At 56.0% G+C, this 18,355-nt stretch carries 14 protein-coding genes; 10 read left to right on the top strand and 4 right to left on the bottom strand.

The window, feature by feature from the left end; translation table 11 throughout:
• Positions 1-86: 86 nt before the first annotated feature.
• Positions 87-1,319, top strand: a complete 1,233-nt coding sequence (gene moeA / locus ACJ9Y9_RS07205) for a molybdopterin molybdotransferase MoeA (RefSeq protein ID WP_028019344.1) — start codon at positions 87-89, stop codon at positions 1,317-1,319.
• A 1-nt stretch (position 1,320) separates the two neighbouring features.
• Positions 1,321-2,073 carry a molybdopterin-synthase adenylyltransferase MoeB gene (gene moeB, locus ACJ9Y9_RS07200; protein ID WP_028019345.1) on the top strand — a complete coding sequence of 251 codons (753 nt, stop codon included), beginning with the start codon at positions 1,321-1,323 and terminating at the stop codon, positions 2,071-2,073.
• 89 nt (positions 2,074-2,162) lie between these two features.
• Here the strand turns inward: moeB and fsa are convergent, their stop codons facing one another.
• A complete protein-coding gene (gene fsa / locus ACJ9Y9_RS07195) occupies positions 2,163-2,825 on the bottom strand; it encodes a fructose-6-phosphate aldolase (RefSeq protein ID WP_023326972.1) in 663 nt (220 codons plus the stop codon).
• A 128-nt stretch (positions 2,826-2,953) separates the two neighbouring features.
• On the opposite strand from fsa, the gene ACJ9Y9_RS07190 reads away from it, so the two are divergent.
• The 4 genes from ACJ9Y9_RS07190 (at position 2,954) to ACJ9Y9_RS07175 (ending at position 8,706) form a co-directional block, all read left to right on the top strand.
• The gene (locus ACJ9Y9_RS07190; RefSeq protein ID WP_028019346.1) at positions 2,954-3,853 is read left to right on the top strand and encodes a glycyl-radical enzyme activating protein; all 900 of its coding nucleotides are present in this window, start codon (positions 2,954-2,956) and stop codon (positions 3,851-3,853) included.
• Between the two features lie 4 nt (positions 3,854-3,857).
• Positions 3,858-6,290, top strand: coding sequence for a formate C-acetyltransferase/glycerol dehydratase family glycyl radical enzyme (locus tag ACJ9Y9_RS07185; RefSeq protein WP_028019347.1), 2,433 nt, complete (start codon positions 3,858-3,860; stop codon positions 6,288-6,290).
• Between the two features lie 194 nt (positions 6,291-6,484).
• Positions 6,485-7,300 (top strand): Cof-type HAD-IIB family hydrolase, encoded by an 816-nt coding sequence (locus tag ACJ9Y9_RS07180; protein WP_028019348.1) that lies wholly within the window; start codon positions 6,485-6,487, stop codon positions 7,298-7,300.
• Positions 7,301-7,449: 149 nt separating this feature from the next.
• The gene (locus ACJ9Y9_RS07175; protein ID WP_028019349.1) at positions 7,450-8,706 is read left to right on the top strand and encodes a DUF1479 domain-containing protein; all 1,257 of its coding nucleotides are present in this window, start codon (positions 7,450-7,452) and stop codon (positions 8,704-8,706) included.
• Here ACJ9Y9_RS07175 and ACJ9Y9_RS07170 read toward each other — a convergent pair.
• Entirely contained in the window at positions 8,703-9,776 is a 1,074-nt protein-coding gene (locus ACJ9Y9_RS07170) for a LacI family DNA-binding transcriptional regulator (protein ID WP_032667016.1), read from the bottom strand. The two genes, ACJ9Y9_RS07175 and ACJ9Y9_RS07170, sit on opposite strands and share 4 nt — an antisense overlap.
• A 288-nt stretch (positions 9,777-10,064) precedes the next feature.
• Between ACJ9Y9_RS07170 and ACJ9Y9_RS07165 the strand changes: the two genes are divergently transcribed.
• Both ACJ9Y9_RS07165 and ACJ9Y9_RS07160 read left to right on the top strand, forming a co-directional pair.
• On the top strand, positions 10,065-11,366 hold the full coding sequence (locus ACJ9Y9_RS07165) for an MFS transporter (protein ID WP_028019351.1): 1,302 nt from the start codon (positions 10,065-10,067) through the stop codon (positions 11,364-11,366).
• Positions 11,367-11,383: 17 nt separating this feature from the next.
• Positions 11,384-13,747 (top strand): TIM-barrel domain-containing protein, encoded by a 2,364-nt coding sequence (locus tag ACJ9Y9_RS07160; protein ID WP_028019352.1) that lies wholly within the window; start codon positions 11,384-11,386, stop codon positions 13,745-13,747.
• 82 nt (positions 13,748-13,829) lie between these two features.
• Here the strand turns inward: ACJ9Y9_RS07160 and ACJ9Y9_RS07155 are convergent, their stop codons facing one another.
• Positions 13,830-15,425: an ABC-F family ATPase gene (locus ACJ9Y9_RS07155; protein WP_028021392.1), complete on the bottom strand. Its 1,596-nt coding sequence runs from the start codon at positions 15,423-15,425 to the stop codon at positions 13,830-13,832.
• Between the two features lie 222 nt (positions 15,426-15,647).
• On the opposite strand from ACJ9Y9_RS07155, the gene ldtB reads away from it, so the two are divergent.
• Together ldtB and ACJ9Y9_RS07145 are read left to right on the top strand one after the other, a co-directional pair.
• Positions 15,648-16,568 carry a L,D-transpeptidase gene (ldtB, locus tag ACJ9Y9_RS07150; protein ID WP_028019354.1) on the top strand — a complete coding sequence of 307 codons (921 nt, stop codon included), beginning with the start codon at positions 15,648-15,650 and terminating at the stop codon, positions 16,566-16,568.
• 242 nt (positions 16,569-16,810) lie between these two features.
• Entirely contained in the window at positions 16,811-17,620 is an 810-nt protein-coding gene (locus tag ACJ9Y9_RS07145) for a glycosyltransferase (RefSeq protein WP_028019355.1), read from the top strand.
• A gap of 8 nt (positions 17,621-17,628) precedes the next feature.
• On the opposite strand, the gene ACJ9Y9_RS07140 is transcribed toward ACJ9Y9_RS07145, so the two are convergent.
• On the bottom strand, positions 17,629-18,345 hold the full coding sequence (locus ACJ9Y9_RS07140) for a GntR family transcriptional regulator (RefSeq protein WP_028019356.1): 717 nt from the start codon (positions 18,343-18,345) through the stop codon (positions 17,629-17,631).
• Positions 18,346-18,355 lie beyond the last annotated feature (10 nt).

Below are 18,355 nucleotides of genomic sequence, written 5' to 3'. Positions count from 1 at the left end.
TAAAGCGTACACCCATCGGGTCATACAGTTAGCCGCACTTTTCTGCCATAATGAGCGCTTTCGTTGTTACTGTGCAGGAGCCCACCATGGATTTTACCGCCGGACTGATGCCGCTTGAGACGGCACTTACGCAGATGCTTGACCGAATTTCCCCGCTGCATGACGTTGAGACGCTGCCCCTCGTGCGCTGTTTTGGCCGTATTGCCGCACGCGATATCGTCTCTCCGCTTAACGTGCCGGGATTCGATAATTCCGCGATGGACGGTTACGCGGTACGCCTGGTGGATCTCCAGACGGGTAACGCCCTGCCGGTGGCAGGTAAAGCCTTTGCGGGTCAGCCGTTTAGCGGTGAATGGCCCGCGGGCACCTGCGTGCGCATCATGACTGGAGCACCCGTTCCGGCAGGCTGCGACGCGGTCGTGATGCAGGAAGAGACTGAACAGACGGACGACGGCGTGCGCTTTATCGCTGGCGTTAAAGCGGGTCAGAATATCCGCCGCACGGGCGAAGACATCACCCTCGGTGCGACCGTTTTTGCCGCCGGGCAAAAGCTGACGGTGGCGGAGCTGCCGGTGCTGGCCTCGCTCGGCATCGCGGAAATCGACGTCGTTCGCAAGGTGCGCGTCGCTGTATTCTCCACCGGCGACGAGCTGCAGCTTCCGGGCCAGCCGCTGCAGGACGGCCAGATTTATGACACCAACCGTCTGGCGGTACACCTGATGCTGGAGCAGCTGGGCTGTGAAGTGATCAACCTCGGGATTATTCCAGACGATCCGGAACAACTTCGCGCGGCGTTTATCGAGGCGGATAAATCTGCCGACGTGGTCATCAGTTCCGGCGGCGTCTCCGTGGGCGAAGCGGATTACACCAAAACCATTCTTGAAGAGCTGGGCGAGATCGCCTTCTGGAAGCTGGCTATCAAGCCAGGCAAACCGTTCGCGTTTGGCAAGCTCACGCACAGCTGGTTCTGCGGCCTGCCGGGTAACCCGGTCTCTGCCGCGTTGACCTTCTACCAGCTGGTGATCCCGCTGCTGGCAAAACTTTCGGGCAACCACGCCAGCCCGCTGCCGATGCGCCAGCGCGTACGTGCCGCCACGCGCCTGAAAAAATCACCGGGTCGTCTCGATTTCCAGCGCGGTATTCTGGCGCGCAACGCGGACGGCGAACTGGAAGTGAGCACCACCGGACACCAGGGCTCGCACATCTTCAGTTCCTTCAGCCAGGGCAACTGCTTTATCGTGCTGGAGCGCGAACGTGGCAACGTGGAAGCCGGTGAATGGGTTGAGGTTGAGCGCTTTAACCACCTGTTCGGAGGCTAAGATGACGGGGGAACTGACTGACCAGGAGATGATGCGCTACAACCGCCAGATTGTGCTGCGTGGTTTTGATTTCGAGGGCCAGGAAGCGCTCAAGGCGGCCAGCGTGCTGGTCGTCGGTCTTGGCGGTCTGGGCTGCGCTGCCGCACAATACCTTGCCGCAGCGGGCGTGGGCAGGATGACGCTGCTGGATTTTGATACCGTGTCAGTGTCTAACCTGCAGCGCCAGACGCTGCACAGCGATGCGACAATTGGCCAGCCGAAAGTGGACTCTGCCAGCACGGCGCTGGCGCGCATCAACCCCAACGTTCAGTTCACCCTGATTAACGCGATACTGGATGACGACGCGTTGCGCGCCCAGATTGCGCAGCACGATTTGGTACTCGACTGCACCGATAATGTGGCTATCCGTAATCAGCTAAATGCAGGCTGTTTTGTCCATAAAACCCCGCTGGTTTCCGGCGCGGCGATCCGCATGGAGGGGCAAATCAGCGTCTTCACTTACGCTGAGGGAGAACCCTGCTACCGTTGCCTGAGCCGTCTTTTTGGCGAGAACGCGCTGACCTGCGTCGAAGCGGGCGTGATGGCGCCATTAGTCGGCGTGATCGGCTCATTGCAGGCGATGGAAGCGATCAAAGTGCTGACGCACTACGGCACGCCTGCAGCAGGGAAAATCGTGATGTATGACGCGATGACCTGTCAGTTTCGCGAGATGAAGCTGACGCGTAACCCGGGGTGTGAGGTTTGCGGAGGTTAAAGCAAACGGCAACCTTCAGGTTGCCGTTTTAGTGTTTGCTCCCTCTCCCGCAGGGAGAGGGTTGGGGTGAGGGCATCAGGCCGCCCCTGTCAGATAGACGTCCGACCAAACGCCCCCTGCCAGTCCTGCTCAAACTTCACAATCGCCGCATCCACTGCCGGAGAGGTAATAAACTGCTGCGCCACGTCCAGCGGCAGAGTAATAGACTCGCAGCCCGCCAGCAGGCAATCCAGCGCCTGACGCGGGGTTTTAAAACTGGCGGCCAGCACTTTTGACTGTGGCGCGTGCAGCGTCAGCAGCTGCTGTAATTCCACTACGGTCTGGATCCCGTCCCCGCCCTGCGCGTCCACGCGATTAACGTAAGGGGCAACATACTCTGCGCCCGCCAGCGCCGACAGCATCCCCTGTGCAGCGCCGTAGACCGCCGTACCCAGCGTCGGGATCCCTTCCGCTTTCAGCATTTTGATTGCCGCCAGCCCTTCTGCGGTCACCGGCACTTTCACCACCAGGTCGTTAATGATGGCGCGCAGCTTACGCGCATCTTCCACCATACCTTCCGCGGTAGTCGCCATCACCTGAGCGAACAGACGGCCTTTGCCGCCCAGCGCGTCGTGCAGCGCTGGCAGCAGCTCGTCCAGCGGGGTTTTACCTGCCGCCACAATGCTTGGATTAGTGGTCACGCCCGCCAGCGGGAAGATACGCGCCAGCTTTTTGACTGCCGCAACGTCAGATGTGTCGAGATAAAGTTCCATGATGTCACCCTCAAAATTAGCCTGCACTTACCCTATCACAGCAAAACCTGCTCAGTAGTTGACCTGCATCAAGATAACTTTCATTCGAAAGTAATTTAATCTTCGTATGCAAGATGAGAGGCGAAAACATGATCTTCAATATTCAGCGTTACTCCACCCACGATGGCCCCGGTATTCGTACCGTGGTGTTCCTGAAAGGCTGCTCGCTGGGCTGTCGCTGGTGCCAGAACCCGGAAAGCCGCTCCCGCAGCCGGGACGTGCTGTTTGATGCGCGCCTTTGCCTGGACGGCTGCGACCTGTGTCAGCAGGCGGCACCGGGCTGTATCGAGCGTGCGCTGAATGGCCTGGTCATCCACCGTGAGAAGCTTGATGAAGCCACGGTCAACGCCCTTACCAACTGCTGCCCGACGCAGGCACTCACCGTCTGCGGTGAAGAGAAGCAGGTGGAAGAAATTATGGCAACCGTGCTGCGCGACAAACCCTTTTATGATCGCAGCGGCGGCGGGATCACGCTTTCCGGCGGCGAGCCGTTTATGAACCCTGAGCTGGCTCAGGCTCTGTTTAAAGCTAGCCACGAACAGGGGATCCACACCGCCGTTGAAACCTGCCTTCACGTGCCGTGGCACTATATCGAGCCCTCATTACCGTATGTTGATCTGTTTCTGGCCGACCTGAAGCATGTGGATGGCGAGGTGTTCAAACAGTGGACGGACGGCTCGGCCAAACGGATCCTGAACAACCTGAAACGCCTCGCCGCTGCCGGGAAAAAAATCACCATTCGCGTGCCGCTGATTCAGGGCTTCAACGCCGATGAAGCATCTATTACCGCCATTACCAACTTTGCCGCCGACGAACTCGGCGTCGACGATATTCATTTTCTGCCATACCACACGCTGGGCATGAACAAATACACCCTGCTCGGCCAACCCTACTCTGCCCCTGACAAACCGCTTGATAACCCTGCGCTACTGGACTTCGCTCAGCAGTACGCCTGCCAGAAAGGGTTAACCGCGACCTTACGAGGATAAACCTATGACGACCCTGAATCTCAACACCCTTAGCGAGCGCATTAAAGCGCACAAAAATGCCCTCGTACATATCGTTAAGCCGCCGGTCTGTACCGAGCGCGCCCAGCATTACACCGAAATGTACCAGCAGCATATGGACAAACCGATCCCGGTGCGCCGTGCTCTTGCGCTGGCACATCACCTGGCGGAACGTACTATCTGGATCAAGCACGATGAGCTGATCATCGGTAACCAGGCAAGCGAAGTGCGCGCCGCGCCGATTTTCCCGGAATACACCGTCTCGTGGATTGAGAAAGAGATCGACGATCTGGCAGACCGCCCGGGCGCGGGCTTTGCGGTAAGCGAAGAGAACAAACGCGTGCTGCATGAAATCTGCCCATGGTGGCGCGGGCAGACGGTACAGGATCGCTGCTACGGCATGTTCACCGACGAGCAGAAAGGCCTGCTGGAAACCGGCATTATCAAGGCAGAAGGCAACATGACGTCAGGTGATGCACACCTGGCCGTTAACTTCCCGCTGGTGCTGGAGAAAGGTCTCGACGGCCTGCGCGCCAAAGTGGCCGAACGCCGCTCGCGCATCAACCTGACGGTGCTGGAAGACCTGCACGGCGATCAGTTCCTGAAGGCGATTGATATCGTGCTGGAAGCGGTAAGCCTGCACATCAAACGCTTCGCCGATCTGGCGCGCGAGATGGCCTCTACCGAGACCCGCGAAAGCCGCCGCGACGAGCTGCTGGCGATGGCAGAAAACTGTGACGTGATTGCTCACGAGCCGCCAAAAACCTTCTGGCAGGCGCTGCAGCTGTGCTACTTCATTCAGCTGATCCTGCAGATCGAGTCCAACGGCCACTCCGTCTCCTTCGCGCGTATGGATCAGTATCTCTATCCGTACTACCGTCGCGACGTGGAGCTGAACCAGAGTCTTGACCGCGAGCACGCGATCGAACTGCTCCACAGCTGTTGGCTGAAATTGCTCGAAGTGAACAAGATCCGCTCCGGCTCGCACTCTAAAGCCTCTGCCGGCAGCCCGCTTTACCAGAACGTGACCATCGGCGGCCAGAAGCTGGTGAACGGCGAGCCAATGGATGCCGTGAACCCGCTCTCCTATGCCATTCTGGAATCCTGCGGTCGTCTGCGCTCCACCCAGCCGAACCTAAGCGTGCGTTACCACGCGGGCATGAGCAACGACTTCCTCGACGCCTGCGTGCAGGTGATCCGCTGCGGCTTCGGCATGCCCGCGTTCAACAACGATGAAATCGTGATCCCGGAATTCATCAAGCTCGGCGTTGAACGAGACGATGCTTACGACTATGCGGCAATCGGCTGTATCGAAACAGCGGTGGGCGGCAAGTGGGGTTATCGCTGCACCGGCATGAGTTTCATTAACTTTGCTCGCGTGATGCTCGCCGCGCTGGAAGGCGGTCGCGATGCCACCAGCGGCAAAGTCTTCCTGCCGCAGGAGAAAGCGCTCTCTGCCGGTAATTTCGATAACTTCGACGAAGTGATGGCGGCATGGGATAGCCAGATCCGCTACTACACCCGTAAATCTATTGAGATTGAGTATGTGGTGGATACGATGCTGGAAGAAAATGTTCACGACATTCTCTGCTCGGCGCTGGTGGACGACTGCATCGAGCGCGCGAAAAGCATCAAGCAGGGCGGTGCGAAGTATGACTGGGTTTCCGGCCTGCAGGTGGGGATCGCCAACCTCGGCAACAGCCTGGCGGCGGTGAAGAAGCTGGTCTTCGAGCAAGGAACAATTGGTCAGCAGCAGCTTGCCGCTGCCCTGGCAGATGATTTCGACGGGCTGACCCACGAGCAGCTGCGCCAGCGCCTGATCAACGGCGCGCCGAAGTACGGCAACGACGACGACAGCGTGGATATGCTGCTTACCCGCGCATACGAAACCTATATCGAAGAGCTGAAGCAGTACCACAACCCGCGCTATGGTCGCGGCCCGATTGGCGGTAACTACTACGCGGGTACCTCGTCCATCTCCGCAAACGTGCCGTTTGGTGCAGCAACGATGGCGACCCCGGACGGACGTAAGGCGCACACCCCGCTGGCAGAAGGGGCAAGCCCGGCCTCCGGTACGGACCACCTTGGCCCGACGGCGGTGATCGGCTCCGTGGGTAAACTGCCGACGGAAGCGATTCTCGGTGGTGTACTGTTAAACCAGAAGCTGAACCCGTCGACGCTGGAAAACGACAGCGATCGCCAGAAGCTAATGGTGCTACTGCGCACCTTCTTTGAGGTGCATAAAGGCTGGCACATTCAGTACAACATCGTCTCGCGTGAAACGCTGCTGGAAGCGAAGAAACATCCTGACCAGTATCGTGACCTGGTCGTGCGCGTGGCAGGCTACTCGGCGTTCTTCACCGCCCTGTCGCCGGATGCGCAGGACGATATTATTGCGCGTACTGAACATACGCTGTAACGGTGCATCCTCTAAGGGGAAATGCGCAGGCTGATGCCCTCACCCCGCCCCTCTCCCACGGGGAGAGGGAGAAAACACTAAAAACGGCAACCCTGGTTGCCGTTTTGCTTTTACTTTCGAATGAAATTAAATTTGTGCTCTCCGTCACCTTGTTATTAGAATGTTTCAAACGCAGTGATCCAGGAGCGCAATGTATGACCGTAAAAGTTATCGTCACCGATATGGACGGAACTTTCCTTAATGATGCCAAGCAGTACGATCGTGACCGCTTCCAGGCGCAGTTTGAACAGCTTAAAGCCCGAGATATTGAATTCGTTGTCGCCAGCGGTAACCAGTATTACCAGCTCATCTCCTTCTTTCCGGAGCTGAAGGATCAGATATCCTTCGTGGCCGAAAACGGTGCACTGGTGTTCGACCACGGCGAGCAGATTTTCCACGGCGAGCTGACGCTTCATGAATCGCAAATCGTGATTGGCGAACTGCTGAAAGACAAAGGGCTGAACTTTGTGGCCTGCGGGCTGGAGAGTGCTTACGTTAGCGACAAAGCCCCGGACTCGTTCGTGGCGCTAATGTCAAAGCACTATCACCGTTTAAAACGCATCAGTGACTACCACGAAATCGACGACGTGCTGTTTAAGTTCTCCCTGAACCTGCCGGACAGCGATATCCCGAATCTTATCGACAAACTGCATGTGTCGCTGGATGGCATTATGAAGCCCGTCACCAGCGGCTTTGGTTTTGTCGATTTGATTATCCCCGGCCTGCACAAGGCCAACGGCATCAGCCGTCTGCTGAAGCGCTGGAAGATCTCCCCTCAGGAGTGCGTGGCTATTGGCGACAGCGGCAACGATGCCGAGATGCTGAAGCTGGTGAAATATTCCTTTGCAATGGGCAACGCGGCAGAAAGCATCAAAGAGATCAGCCGCTACAGCACCGACGATAACAATCATCAGGGTGCGCTGAATGTCATTCAGGCAGTGCTCGACGACCATTCTCCTTTCGACGCGTAATCCTCTCCTTGCCGGGGCTTTGCTCCGGCTTTTCCCTTCTTTTCCATCCTGTGGCACACGTCAAGTTTTTAAACTTGCATTAACTTATTTTTAACTTAAAGTATCACTTGTAGATATTTTTACTTTCGAATGAAAGATGTGAGGCGGTTATGACGTTTACCAGTGAAATTTTGCCAGCAGATCACAAAGCAGCAATTCGCCAGATGAAGCGTGAATTACGCGCCCAGATTGGCGACGTTCAGGCAGTATTCAACAAGCTCAGCGATAAAATCGCCACCCGCGTGGCGGAAATCAACGCGCTGAAGAACAAAGGCGAAACCGTCTGGCCGGTGATCCCATTTGCCGATGTAAAAAACGGCACGATTGGTGCGGAACAGCGTGAAGCCGTTAAACGTCGTGGCTGTGCGGTCATCAAGAATCACTTCCCGCGCGAGCAGGCGCTGGCGTGGGATCAGTCGATGCTCGACTACCTCGATTTGAACAAGTTTGACGAGGTATATAAAGGACCAGGCGATAACTTCTTCGGCACCTTGACGGCCTCTCGCCCGGAAATTTACCCGATCTACTGGTCGCAGGCACAAATGCAGGCGCGCCAGAGCGAAGAGATGGCGCAGGTGCAGTCGTTCCTGAACCGTTTATGGACATTCGAGAGCAACGGCAAACAGTGGTTCGACCCGGACGTGAGTGTGATTTACCCGGACCGCATCCGCCGCCGCCCGCCGGGAACCACCTCGAAAGGACTGGGCGCGCATACTGACTCCGGCGCGCTGGAGCGCTGGCTGCTTCCGGCCTATCAGCAGGTCTTTGCCCGCGTGTTTGACGGCAACGTCGATAAATACGATCCGTGGAACGCCGCGCACCGTACCGAAGTGGAAGAGTACACCGTCGATAACACCACCAAATGTTCGGTGTTCCGTACCTTCCAGGGCTGGACGGCGCTGTCGGACATGATCCCGGGTCAGGGGTTGCTGCACGTGGTGCCGATCCCGGAAGCGATGGCTTATATTCTGCTGCGTCCTCTGCTGGATGACGTGCCGGAAGATGAGCTGTGCAGCGTGGCTCCGGGGCGCGTGCTGCCGGTTTCCGAGAAGTGGCACCCGCTGCTGATCGAGGCGCTGACCAGCATCCCGGCACTCGAAGCGGGCGATTCCGTATGGTGGCACTGCGATGTTATCCACTCCGTCGCACCGGTGGAAAACCAGCAGGGCTGGGGCAACGTGATGTACATTCCTGCCGCACCGATGTGCGAGAAAAACCTCGCCTATGCGAAGAAGGTCAAGGAAGCGCTGGAAACCGGCGCGTCACCGGGCGATTTCCCGCGTGAAGATTATGAAAAAAGCTGGCAGGACCGCTTTACCGTGAACGATCTCAACATCCACGGCAAGCGTGCGCTGGGCATGGTTTAACTGTCGTATAGCCCTTCCCGCTCAACGGCGGTGCGTCGTTTCCCCTGACGTATCCGCCGTACCGATTCCCGCACGGTCAGCGTGCCGTTAAGCAGCAATGTTCCTACAGGCGCGTCCGGTCGCATCAGCCGCTGCTGAAGCATATGTACTGCTTCCGTTCCCAGTTCATCACGCGGAACATGCACGGCCGTCAGAGGCACATCCTGAATCGCCGCCAGATTAAACCCGTCGATACTCATCACCGACACGTCCTGCGGCACGCGCAAGCCGTGGTTTTGCAGCGCGCTGATGGTGCCCGCCGCCATAAAGTCGCCCCCCACCAAAAACGCGGTAGGTAAATCCTTCCCCTGCATGTCGTCGAGCCAGCTGCTGACCAGCTGTTCCGTTTCGCGGGCGCTGAAGCTGGGCACCACCAGCAGGTCATGTTTATCGCTGAACTTCAGGTTATGGGACAGCCACGCATCGCGGATCCCTGACAGGCGCTGCTCCATGGTGTAGCGTCGCAGACACAGCACGTTCATCACCTCACGGTGTCCCATCTCGAACAGATATTCCGCCGCCCGCTCGCCAATGGCGCGATGATCCGGCGCGACGGCAGGCAGGCGCATATGGCGGTCACGACAGTTAATCAGCATACAGGGTTTACCTACATCCACCGCCAGATCGTGGATATGCGGATCGTCAATGCCGAGCAGAATGGCTGCCTGGGTATCCGGTTCGTTCATCCGTGCCAGAAAAAGCTGCGCGTCGCTGTCGTTCTCTTCCAGCGCGCAGTAGCGTAACCGCACTTCGTGGGATGCCAGCCCTTTACCTACACTCTGGATCACACGGTAGTAAAAGATGTCGGACCGCTCGTCAAAAGCCCTCTGGGGGGCAAAAACCACCAGGCTGTTAAGCAGCAGACGCCCTGCCGCCATGCCGTCCATTACCCCCAGCTCGCGCGCGCACGCCAGCACCTTTGTACGCGCTTTTTCGCTGGTATTCGCTTTTCCCGCCAGCACACGCGATACGGTGCTGATTGAGAGCTGCGTTCGGGCGGCGATTTCGGTGATTTTTAGCCTTTTGTCCATTTTGTGATCTGGCTCCATTTGCGAAATGAAAAAATTTTCATAGCGTATCTATCCGGCAGTAACTGACATAAAAGCCATCATGCCAGAGGGTTCAGGTCAGTTATGAGAAATTTTGCACAAAATCCACTATTGCCCACTCATTTTCTCCCTTAAGGTGAACTTGTCACACAACTTCCATACTAGTTGTATACCAATTAAGGCACTATAACCGGATAGAAATCAAAGCCATAAAAAACTGTGTGACACCTGAACCTCCGTCCCCTTACCGTCCGTCTTGTGGAGAGTAAAATGAGTCAGGACATCAATAACACTGTTGCGGCAAGCAAAACCCGTCGCGTCATCAAGAACCTGCGCTGGTACGTGCTGGTGCTGTTCTTACTTGGCGTCACCGTTAACTACATCACCCGAAACTCATTAGGGATCCTCGCCCCGGAACTGAAAGAGAGCCTCGGGATCACCACCGAGCAATACTCCTGGATCGTGGGAGCATTCCAGATCGCCTACACCATTTTCCAGCCTCTGTGCGGCTGGTTGATTGACGTCATCGGCCTGAAGATTGGCTTTATGGTCTGCGCCGGGATCTGGGCGCTGATGTGTATTTTCCATGCAGGTGCCGGAAGCTGGCTGCACCTGGCTATTCTGCGCTTCTTTATGGGTGCTTCTGAAGCCGCAGCTACCCCGGCGAACGCCAAAACCATCGGTGAATGGTTCCCGAAATCAGAGCGACCTGTTGCCGCCGGCTGGGCGGGTGTGGGCTTCTCCATCGGCGCGATGCTGGCCCCGCCTATTATCTACTTCGCGCACGCGTCGTTTGGCTGGCAGGGCGCGTTTATGTTCACCGGCGTGCTGGCGCTGCTGTGGGTGATCCTGTGGTGGGCGTTCTACCATAACCCGGAGCAGCACCCGAACCTCAGTAAGGACGAGCTGGCGTTTATCAAGCAGGATAACGAACCGCCTGCGGTGAAACTGCCCTTCCTGACCGCGCTGAAAACCGTCTCGAAGAACAAACGTTTCTACGGCATCGCCATTCCGGCCTTTATGGCGGAACCCGCCTGGGCGGTACTGAGCTTCTGGGTGCCGCTGTACCTCGCCAAAGAGCACGGCATGGATCTGAAGCAGATTGCGATGTTTGCCTGGCTGCCGTTCCTCGCCGCGGATCTCGGTAGCGTGGCGAGCGGCTACCTGACGCGTCTGTATACCCGACTGTTCGGCTGCTCCCGCGTTAACTCGGTGGTCGCAAGCTCCGTGACGGGCGCGTTCCTGATGATCTCTCTGGGCATCGTGGCCATTACCCGCGACCCGTATATCACCATCGTGCTGATCTCCATCGGCGGCTTCGGGCACCAGATTATCTCCTGCATGCTCAGCGCCCTGGTCGTTGAGTCGTTCGACAAAGGCCAGATGGCGACCGTCAACGGCATGCGCGGCTCGGCGGCGTGGATCGCCAGCTTCCTGTTCTCGCTGTTAATCGGTGTAACCGCCGACAAAATCGGCTTTAACCCGCTCTTTATTGCCATGGGCTTCTTTGACCTGATTGGCGCTGTCTTCCTGGTAGCATTTATTGCTGAACGTCGCGCCAAGCGCGCCTGATAGTGGATGTAGTGATTATGAAAACCCTGAAAAACTGGACCATTGATACGCAGTCGGCAAACAATCTGGAACTGCTGGTCGATAACCAGCACCGCTTGTGCCTGTATGTGCTGGAAGAGAATCTGTTCCGTGTACTGATCAAACGCAAAGGCGAACTGGCGCTGGACCGTACCTGGAGCATTGCCCCGGAGCATGACGTGCCGTGGGAAGGTCGCCGTCGCGATGATTTAAGCGGTTTCACTTGTCCTGTCTGGACGCTGACGCAGCAGGATGAGACGTTAACCGTGGCAACCGAACAGCTGCGCGTGACCGTACACCAGCCGCTGTGGCTCGAATGGCACTACCGTAACGATGCAGGTGAATGGCAACCGCTGGTGAATGACCGTCCGACCAGCGCTTACCTGCTGAACGCCCACGGCGACGGCGTGGCGCACTACCTGAGCCGTCGTAAGGACGAGCGTTTCTACGGCCTGGGCGAAAAAGCCGGTGATTTACAGCGCAACGGCAAGCGCTACGAGATGCGCAACCTCGACGCAATGGGTTATAACGCAGCCAGCACCGACCCGCTGTACAAGCATATTCCCTTCACTATCGCCCGTCGCGATGACGTGAGTTACGGCCTGTTCTACGACAACCTGAGCAGCTGCTGGCTGGATCTGGGTAACGAAATCGACAACTACCACACCGCCTATCGTCGCTGGCAGGCGGAAGCGGGTGATATTGATTACTACATCTTCACCGGTAAACGCGTTCTGGACGTTACCAAAGCGTTTGTACGCCTGACCGGGAAAACGCTGTTCGGGCCAAAATGGAGCCTCGGGTACAGCGGCTCGACCATGCACTACACCGACGCGCCGGACGCGCAAAACCAGCTGATGAACTTCATTCGCCTGTGTGAAGAGCACGCCATTCCATGCGACTCGTTCCAGCTCTCGTCGGGCTATACCTCGATCAACGGCAAACGTTACGTCTTTAACTGGAACTACGACAAGGTGCCCCAGCCGAAGGTGATGAGCCAGGCATTCCACGACGCGGGGCTGAAACTTGCCGCGAACATCAAGCCGTGCTTGCTGCAGGATCATCCGCGCTATAACGAAGTGGCAGAAAGCGGCCTGTTCATTCGTGATTCAGAAACCGATGCACCTGAACGTTCCAGCTTCTGGGATGACGAAGGCTCGCACCTCGATTTTACCAACCCGCAGACGGTGCAATGGTGGCAGGAAGGCGTGACCACGCAACTGCTGGAAATGGGCATCGACTCCACCTGGAACGACAATAACGAGTATGAGGTATGGGATGGTGAAGCCCGCTGTTATGGTTTCGGTAAAGAGATCGCCATCAAGCATATTCGCCCGGTGATGCCGCTTTTGATGATGCGCGCCTCGCTGGAAGCGCAGCAGCGTTTCGCGCCGGAAAAACGTCCGTATCTGATCTCCCGCTCCGGCTGCGCCGGGATGCAGCGCTACGTTCAGACCTGGAGCGGCGACAACCGCACCAACTGGGACACCCTGCGCTATAACATCCGCATGGGGCTTGGCATGAGCCTGTCCGGGCTGTTCAACGTCGGTCACGACGTGGGCGGTTTCTCCGGCGACAAGCCGGACGCCGAGCTGTTCGTGCGCTGGGTGCAGAACGGCGTGATGCATCCGCGCTTTACCATTCACTCGTGGAATGACGATCACACGGTGAACGAGCCGTGGATGTACCCTGGCGTCACGCCAGCCATTCGTAGCGCCATTGAGCTGCGCTATCGTCTGCTGCCGTATCTCTACACCCTGCTCTGGCAGGCGCACGCTGACGACGAGCCGATGCTGCGCCCGACGTTCCTCGACCACGAACACGATGCGCAAACCTTCGAAGAGTGCGATGAGTTCCTGCTGGGCCGCGACCTGCTGGTGGCCAGCGTGGTCGAAGCCGGTCAACGCGAGCGCCGTGTCTGGCTGCCGGATAACGACACCGGCTGGTATGATTTTTACACCCACGCGTGGTTTGCTGGCGGCCAGTCGATCGTCCTCGACGCGCCGCTGGAAAAACTGCCGATGCTGGTGCGCGCCGGTGCCGGTCTGCCGCTCAGCGAACGCATTACCCACGTGTTCGCTGAAAAAGACGATACCCGCGAGCTGAAGCTGTTCCCGGTGAAGGGCGTCGGGACCACCTCGGGCATGCTGTTTGAAGACGATGGTGAAAGCTGGGGCTACCAGAACGGCAATGCGCTGTGGGTGGAGTGGGAAATGGTGTGCGATGGCGCAACCATCAACCTGAAGGTCAACGCGCGCGGGGATTATCGTCCGGCGTGGAAAGCGCTGAAGGTGTCGCTGCCTGTAGGGGAAAAACGTACGCTGCTGGTGAACGGGGTTGAAGGGGGTGAGTGGGTGCTTTGAGCATTGCCGGGTGGCGGCTTCGCCTTACCCGGCCTACAAACTGACTCGTAGGCCCGGTAAGCGTAGCGCCACCGGGCTTTTTTTAGTTCTCGATACCTTTACTGCGCAGGTAATCTTCGTAGTTACCGGTGAAGTCCACCACGCGTTCTGGCGTAATTTCGATCACGCGGGTCGCCAGCGAGCTGACGAATTCACGGTCGTGAGAGACGAAGATCAGAGTACCCTGGTACATCTCCAGCGCCATGTTCAGCGATTCAATCGATTCCATATCCAGGTGGTTAGTCGGTTCGTCCATCACCAGGATATTTGGTTTTTCCATCATCAGCTTGCCGAACAGCATACGGCCCTTCTCACCACCGGAGAGCACTTTAGCTGGCTTTTTGATGTCGTCCTGGCTGAACAGCAGACGCCCCAGAATACTGCGTACCGCCTGCTCGTCGTCGCCTTCCTGCTTCCACTGGCTCATCCAGTCAAAGACGGTCAGGTCGTTTTCGAACTCGTATTCGTGATCCTGTGCATAGTAACCAATCTGGGCGTTTTCAGACCATTTAACCGTACCGTTATCCGGCTGCAGTTCGCCGACCAGGGTTTTGAGCATGGTGGATTTACCCACACCGTTAGCACCCAGAATGGCAATTTTCTCACCCACTTCCAGCAGTAAATTGAAGTTTTTGAACAGCGGACCTTCATCGAAACCTTTAGTAAGGGCTTCCACTTCCAGCGCGTTACGGAACAGTTTCTTATCCTGCTCGAAACGAATGAACGGGTTCTGACGGCTGGACGCTTTGACTTCTTCCAGCTTGATTTTATCGATCTGGCGCGCACGCGAGGTCGCCTGACGGGATTTAGAGGCGTTAGCGCTAAAGCGGCTGACGAAGGACTGCAGGTCAGCAATTTGCGCTTTCTTCTTGGCGTTATCGGCCAGCAGACGTTCACGCGCCTGGGTTGCAGCCGTCATGTACTCATCGTAGTTGCCTGGATAAACGCGCAGCTCACCGTAATCCAGATCCGCCATGTGCGTACACACCATATTCAGGAAGTGACGGTCGTGCGAAATGATGATCATGGTGCTGTCGCGATCGTTCAGCGTCTGCTCCAGCCAGCGAATGGTATCGATGTCCAGGTTGTTCGTCGGTTCATCGAGCAACAGGATGTCCGGGTTGGAGAACAGCGCCTGAGCCAGCAGCACACGCAGTTTCCAGCCAGGCGCGACTTCGCTCATCGGGCCGTAGTGTTGTTCTACCGGAATGCCAACGCCCAACAGCAGTTCACCTGCACGCGCTTCCGCAGAATAACCGTCCATCTCACCGTATTGCGTTTCCAGTTCGGCCACTTTATAGCCGTCTTCTTCACTCATCTCGGCCAGCGCGTAAATACGGTCGCGCTCTTGTTTTACTTCCCACAGCTCCGCGTGTCCCATGATCACCGTGTCGAGCACGGTGAATTCTTCGAAGGCGAACTGATCCTGACGCAGCTTACCGATACGCTCGTTGGGATCGAGCGATACGTTGCCGAGCGTCGGCTCCAGGTCACCGCCGAGGATCTTCATAAAGGTGGATTTACCGCTACCGTTGGCACCAATCAGGCCGTAACGGTTGCCGCCGCCAAATTTGACGGAAATGTTTTCGAACAGCGGCTTACTGCCAAACTGCATAGTGACGTTGCTGGTAACTAACACGGAGAGATTCCTGCGAAAAGTGTGATAAACACGGCATTATGCCACAATTCCGAATTGAGATCCCGCGTTGCCGCAATCCACTAAACTTTAACAAAATCGAAAAAAGTGTGATTTCGTACACATCTGAATTCCCTGTTAGCGGGAATGCACATATAATGCGCTCCCATCACAGATTCAGACTTATCAACTCATCGCCAGAATGGCTTAGATACCTCGCACAACATGAACATGAAATTAACAACGCTTTTTGCGGCGGCGTTAGCCGTAGTAGGTTTTTGTAAGACCGCGTCTGCGGTGACGTATCCCCTGCCAACAGACGGTAGCCGTCTGGTAGGCCAGAACCAGGTGGTGACGGTACCAGAAGGTAACTCTCAGCCACTGGAGTATTTCGCTGCACAGTACCAGCTGGGCCTGTCTAACATGCTGGAAGCGAACCCGGGCGTTGACCCTTATCTGCCGAAAGCGGGTACCGTGCTGAATATTCCACAGCAGCTGATCCTGCCGGATACCGTTCACGAAGGTATCGTCATTAACAGCGCGGAAATGCGTTTGTATTACTACCCGAAAGGCACCAACACCGTTATTGTGCTGCCAATCGGTATCGGCCAGTTGGGCAAAGACACGCCAATGAACTGGACCACCAAAGTTGAGCGTAAGAAAGCAGGCCCAACCTGGACGCCGACGGCCAAAATGCACGCGGAATACATCGCTGCGGGCGAACCGCTGCCAGCCGTTGTACCGGCAGGCCCGGATAACCCGATGGGTCTGTACGCGCTGTACATTGGCCGTCTATATGCGATCCACGGTACCAACGCTAACTTCGGTATTGGCCTGCGCGTCAGCCACGGCTGTGTGCGCCTGCGTAACGAAGACATCAAATTCTTGTTCGAAAACGTACCTGTCGGCACGCGCGTGCAGTTCATCAACGAACCGGTGAAAGCCACGTCTGAGCCTGATGGCAGCCGTTATATTGAAGTGCACAACCCGCTGTCCACCAGCGAAGATCAGATCAACAACAACGAAATCGTACCGGTTACGCTGAACAGCGCAGTGCAGTCAGTAACCTCTCAACCGGACGTAGAGACGACGATTGTTGACCAGGCCGTGCAGAACCGCTCCGGTATGCCGGTGCGTTTGAACTAATCAACCTGCTCCACATAAGTCTCTTAAAAAGACCCCGAATTATCGGGGTCTTTTTGCTTTCCGAAACCGAACACTCTCATTCTGTCTGAATAGCAATTTTGCCATAAGTCCCATTCTTGCCATTTTCTGCTAACCCGGCGGGGTTACATCCGCCCCTCTAAGTGTTATGATGCGCGTACTTGTAAAATCAGTTTAATCTGTATTTATCAGGTTTTTTTTATTTCTGGAGCCCGCTCAGTTTGATGATCAGTATTAATTTAACAACAACAAAATCGCGCCTTTATCTCTGTTCGCAAACAGTGTGGTCACTGGCGAACCAGAGTAAAAAGGTCGATCAAATTGTTGTGTGGGTCTCCAGTACACCTTATCTCAGTGACGAAGGCATCACTGAAGAGCCTGAATGGGCGCAGAAAATTCGCCAGACGGGCACCAATCTGGTCTTTAAATGGGTTAAAAATACCGGACCATATCGGAAATTGTTTCCGGCGCTACAAGCAGCAACGGAAGACGATATTCTGATTTATGCTGACGATGACGCTATCTACAACGAAATTTGGGCGGAAACATTGCTGGATGATTTTTACCGCCACAATCAGGAATTTGTGGTGGCTGCGCGTGTGCGAGAAACGGTAAAAAAGAAGAAAGATCTTCTTGATACCTATCGTAATTTCCCGCTTATCACGGTCCCAAAAGTCGTTGAACAGAACTATATCATCACAGGTCTCGGTGGCGTTGTACTCAAGAAGAGAATGATCCCGGAATATTTCCATTATAACGAGGACTTCATTAAGGTTTGTCCTCGAGCGGATGATATTTGGATCAGCAAACTGATTCAGCTAACCAAAACACCTGTCTATGTTTCTGCGCAAAGCATTCGTTTTGTTCATGAGATAATCCATGACTACGGATTATCACGTGACAATACCAGCAAAATAAAACGTTCCTGGCTTCAAAAAGTCCGTTTTACATTTAAGCCAGGTCAAATCCAGCATCTGTGCCAGAACGATCTTTATATACAAGACACCGACAGCTATTTCGAATCGTGCGCCTGACAGAGTAGCTAGCCGTTATTGACGATCACAATCCCGCCGTGATCGTAACGATAGTGACAGTGGGCATACTCCAGTGGTGTGCCATCTTCCAGATAAATAACCTGCTCCACTTCCAGTACGGGATCGGTCTGCTCGCAGACAAGATGTTGTCTGTCCAGCGTATTGGGTTTTAACGCCCGTACAATCCGGTACGACCCCATAATTTTCAGCCCCAGCGTCTCCTGGACGTACTGAAATACCGAGCCCTCAAGATGGCTTTTCGTCAGTCCGGGGACCAGGTTCATTGGCATCACCGTTGAATCCAGCGACATGGGTTCACCGTTGAGCAAACGTAAACGAATAAAGTCATAGACAGGCGCATCAGCGTTAATCATCAGCGATGCCTGCTCTTTCTCGTTCGGGAAACGTAGCTCAAAGTGAACCACCTGGCTGGTCACCGTTCCCAAATGTTCCCACGTTTTAGTCGCCCCAAAGTAATCACTGCCGGAGAGATCCCACTGTGAAAGCTGGAGGAAATTTTTGCGGATGAATGTCCCCTGCCCCTGGCGGGTATAAACCAGTCCTTCCACAATCAGCTGCCGCATTGCCTGCTGGATGGTCATCCGGCTGGAGTTGAACTCCGCCGCCAGCGCAAACTGATCCGGCAGCGGTTCATTGGCGGCATACTGCTGACTGATAATGCGTTTCTTAATTTCCCGCGCTATGGTGATGTACTTCGCCGCCATCGTCCTTCCT

Source organism: Enterobacter sp. CPE_E1241, from assembly GCF_045618265.1.
GTDB lineage: Bacteria > Pseudomonadota > Gammaproteobacteria > Enterobacterales > Enterobacteriaceae > Enterobacter > Enterobacter adelaidei.
This window is presented reverse-complemented; position numbering and strand designations above follow the sequence as displayed.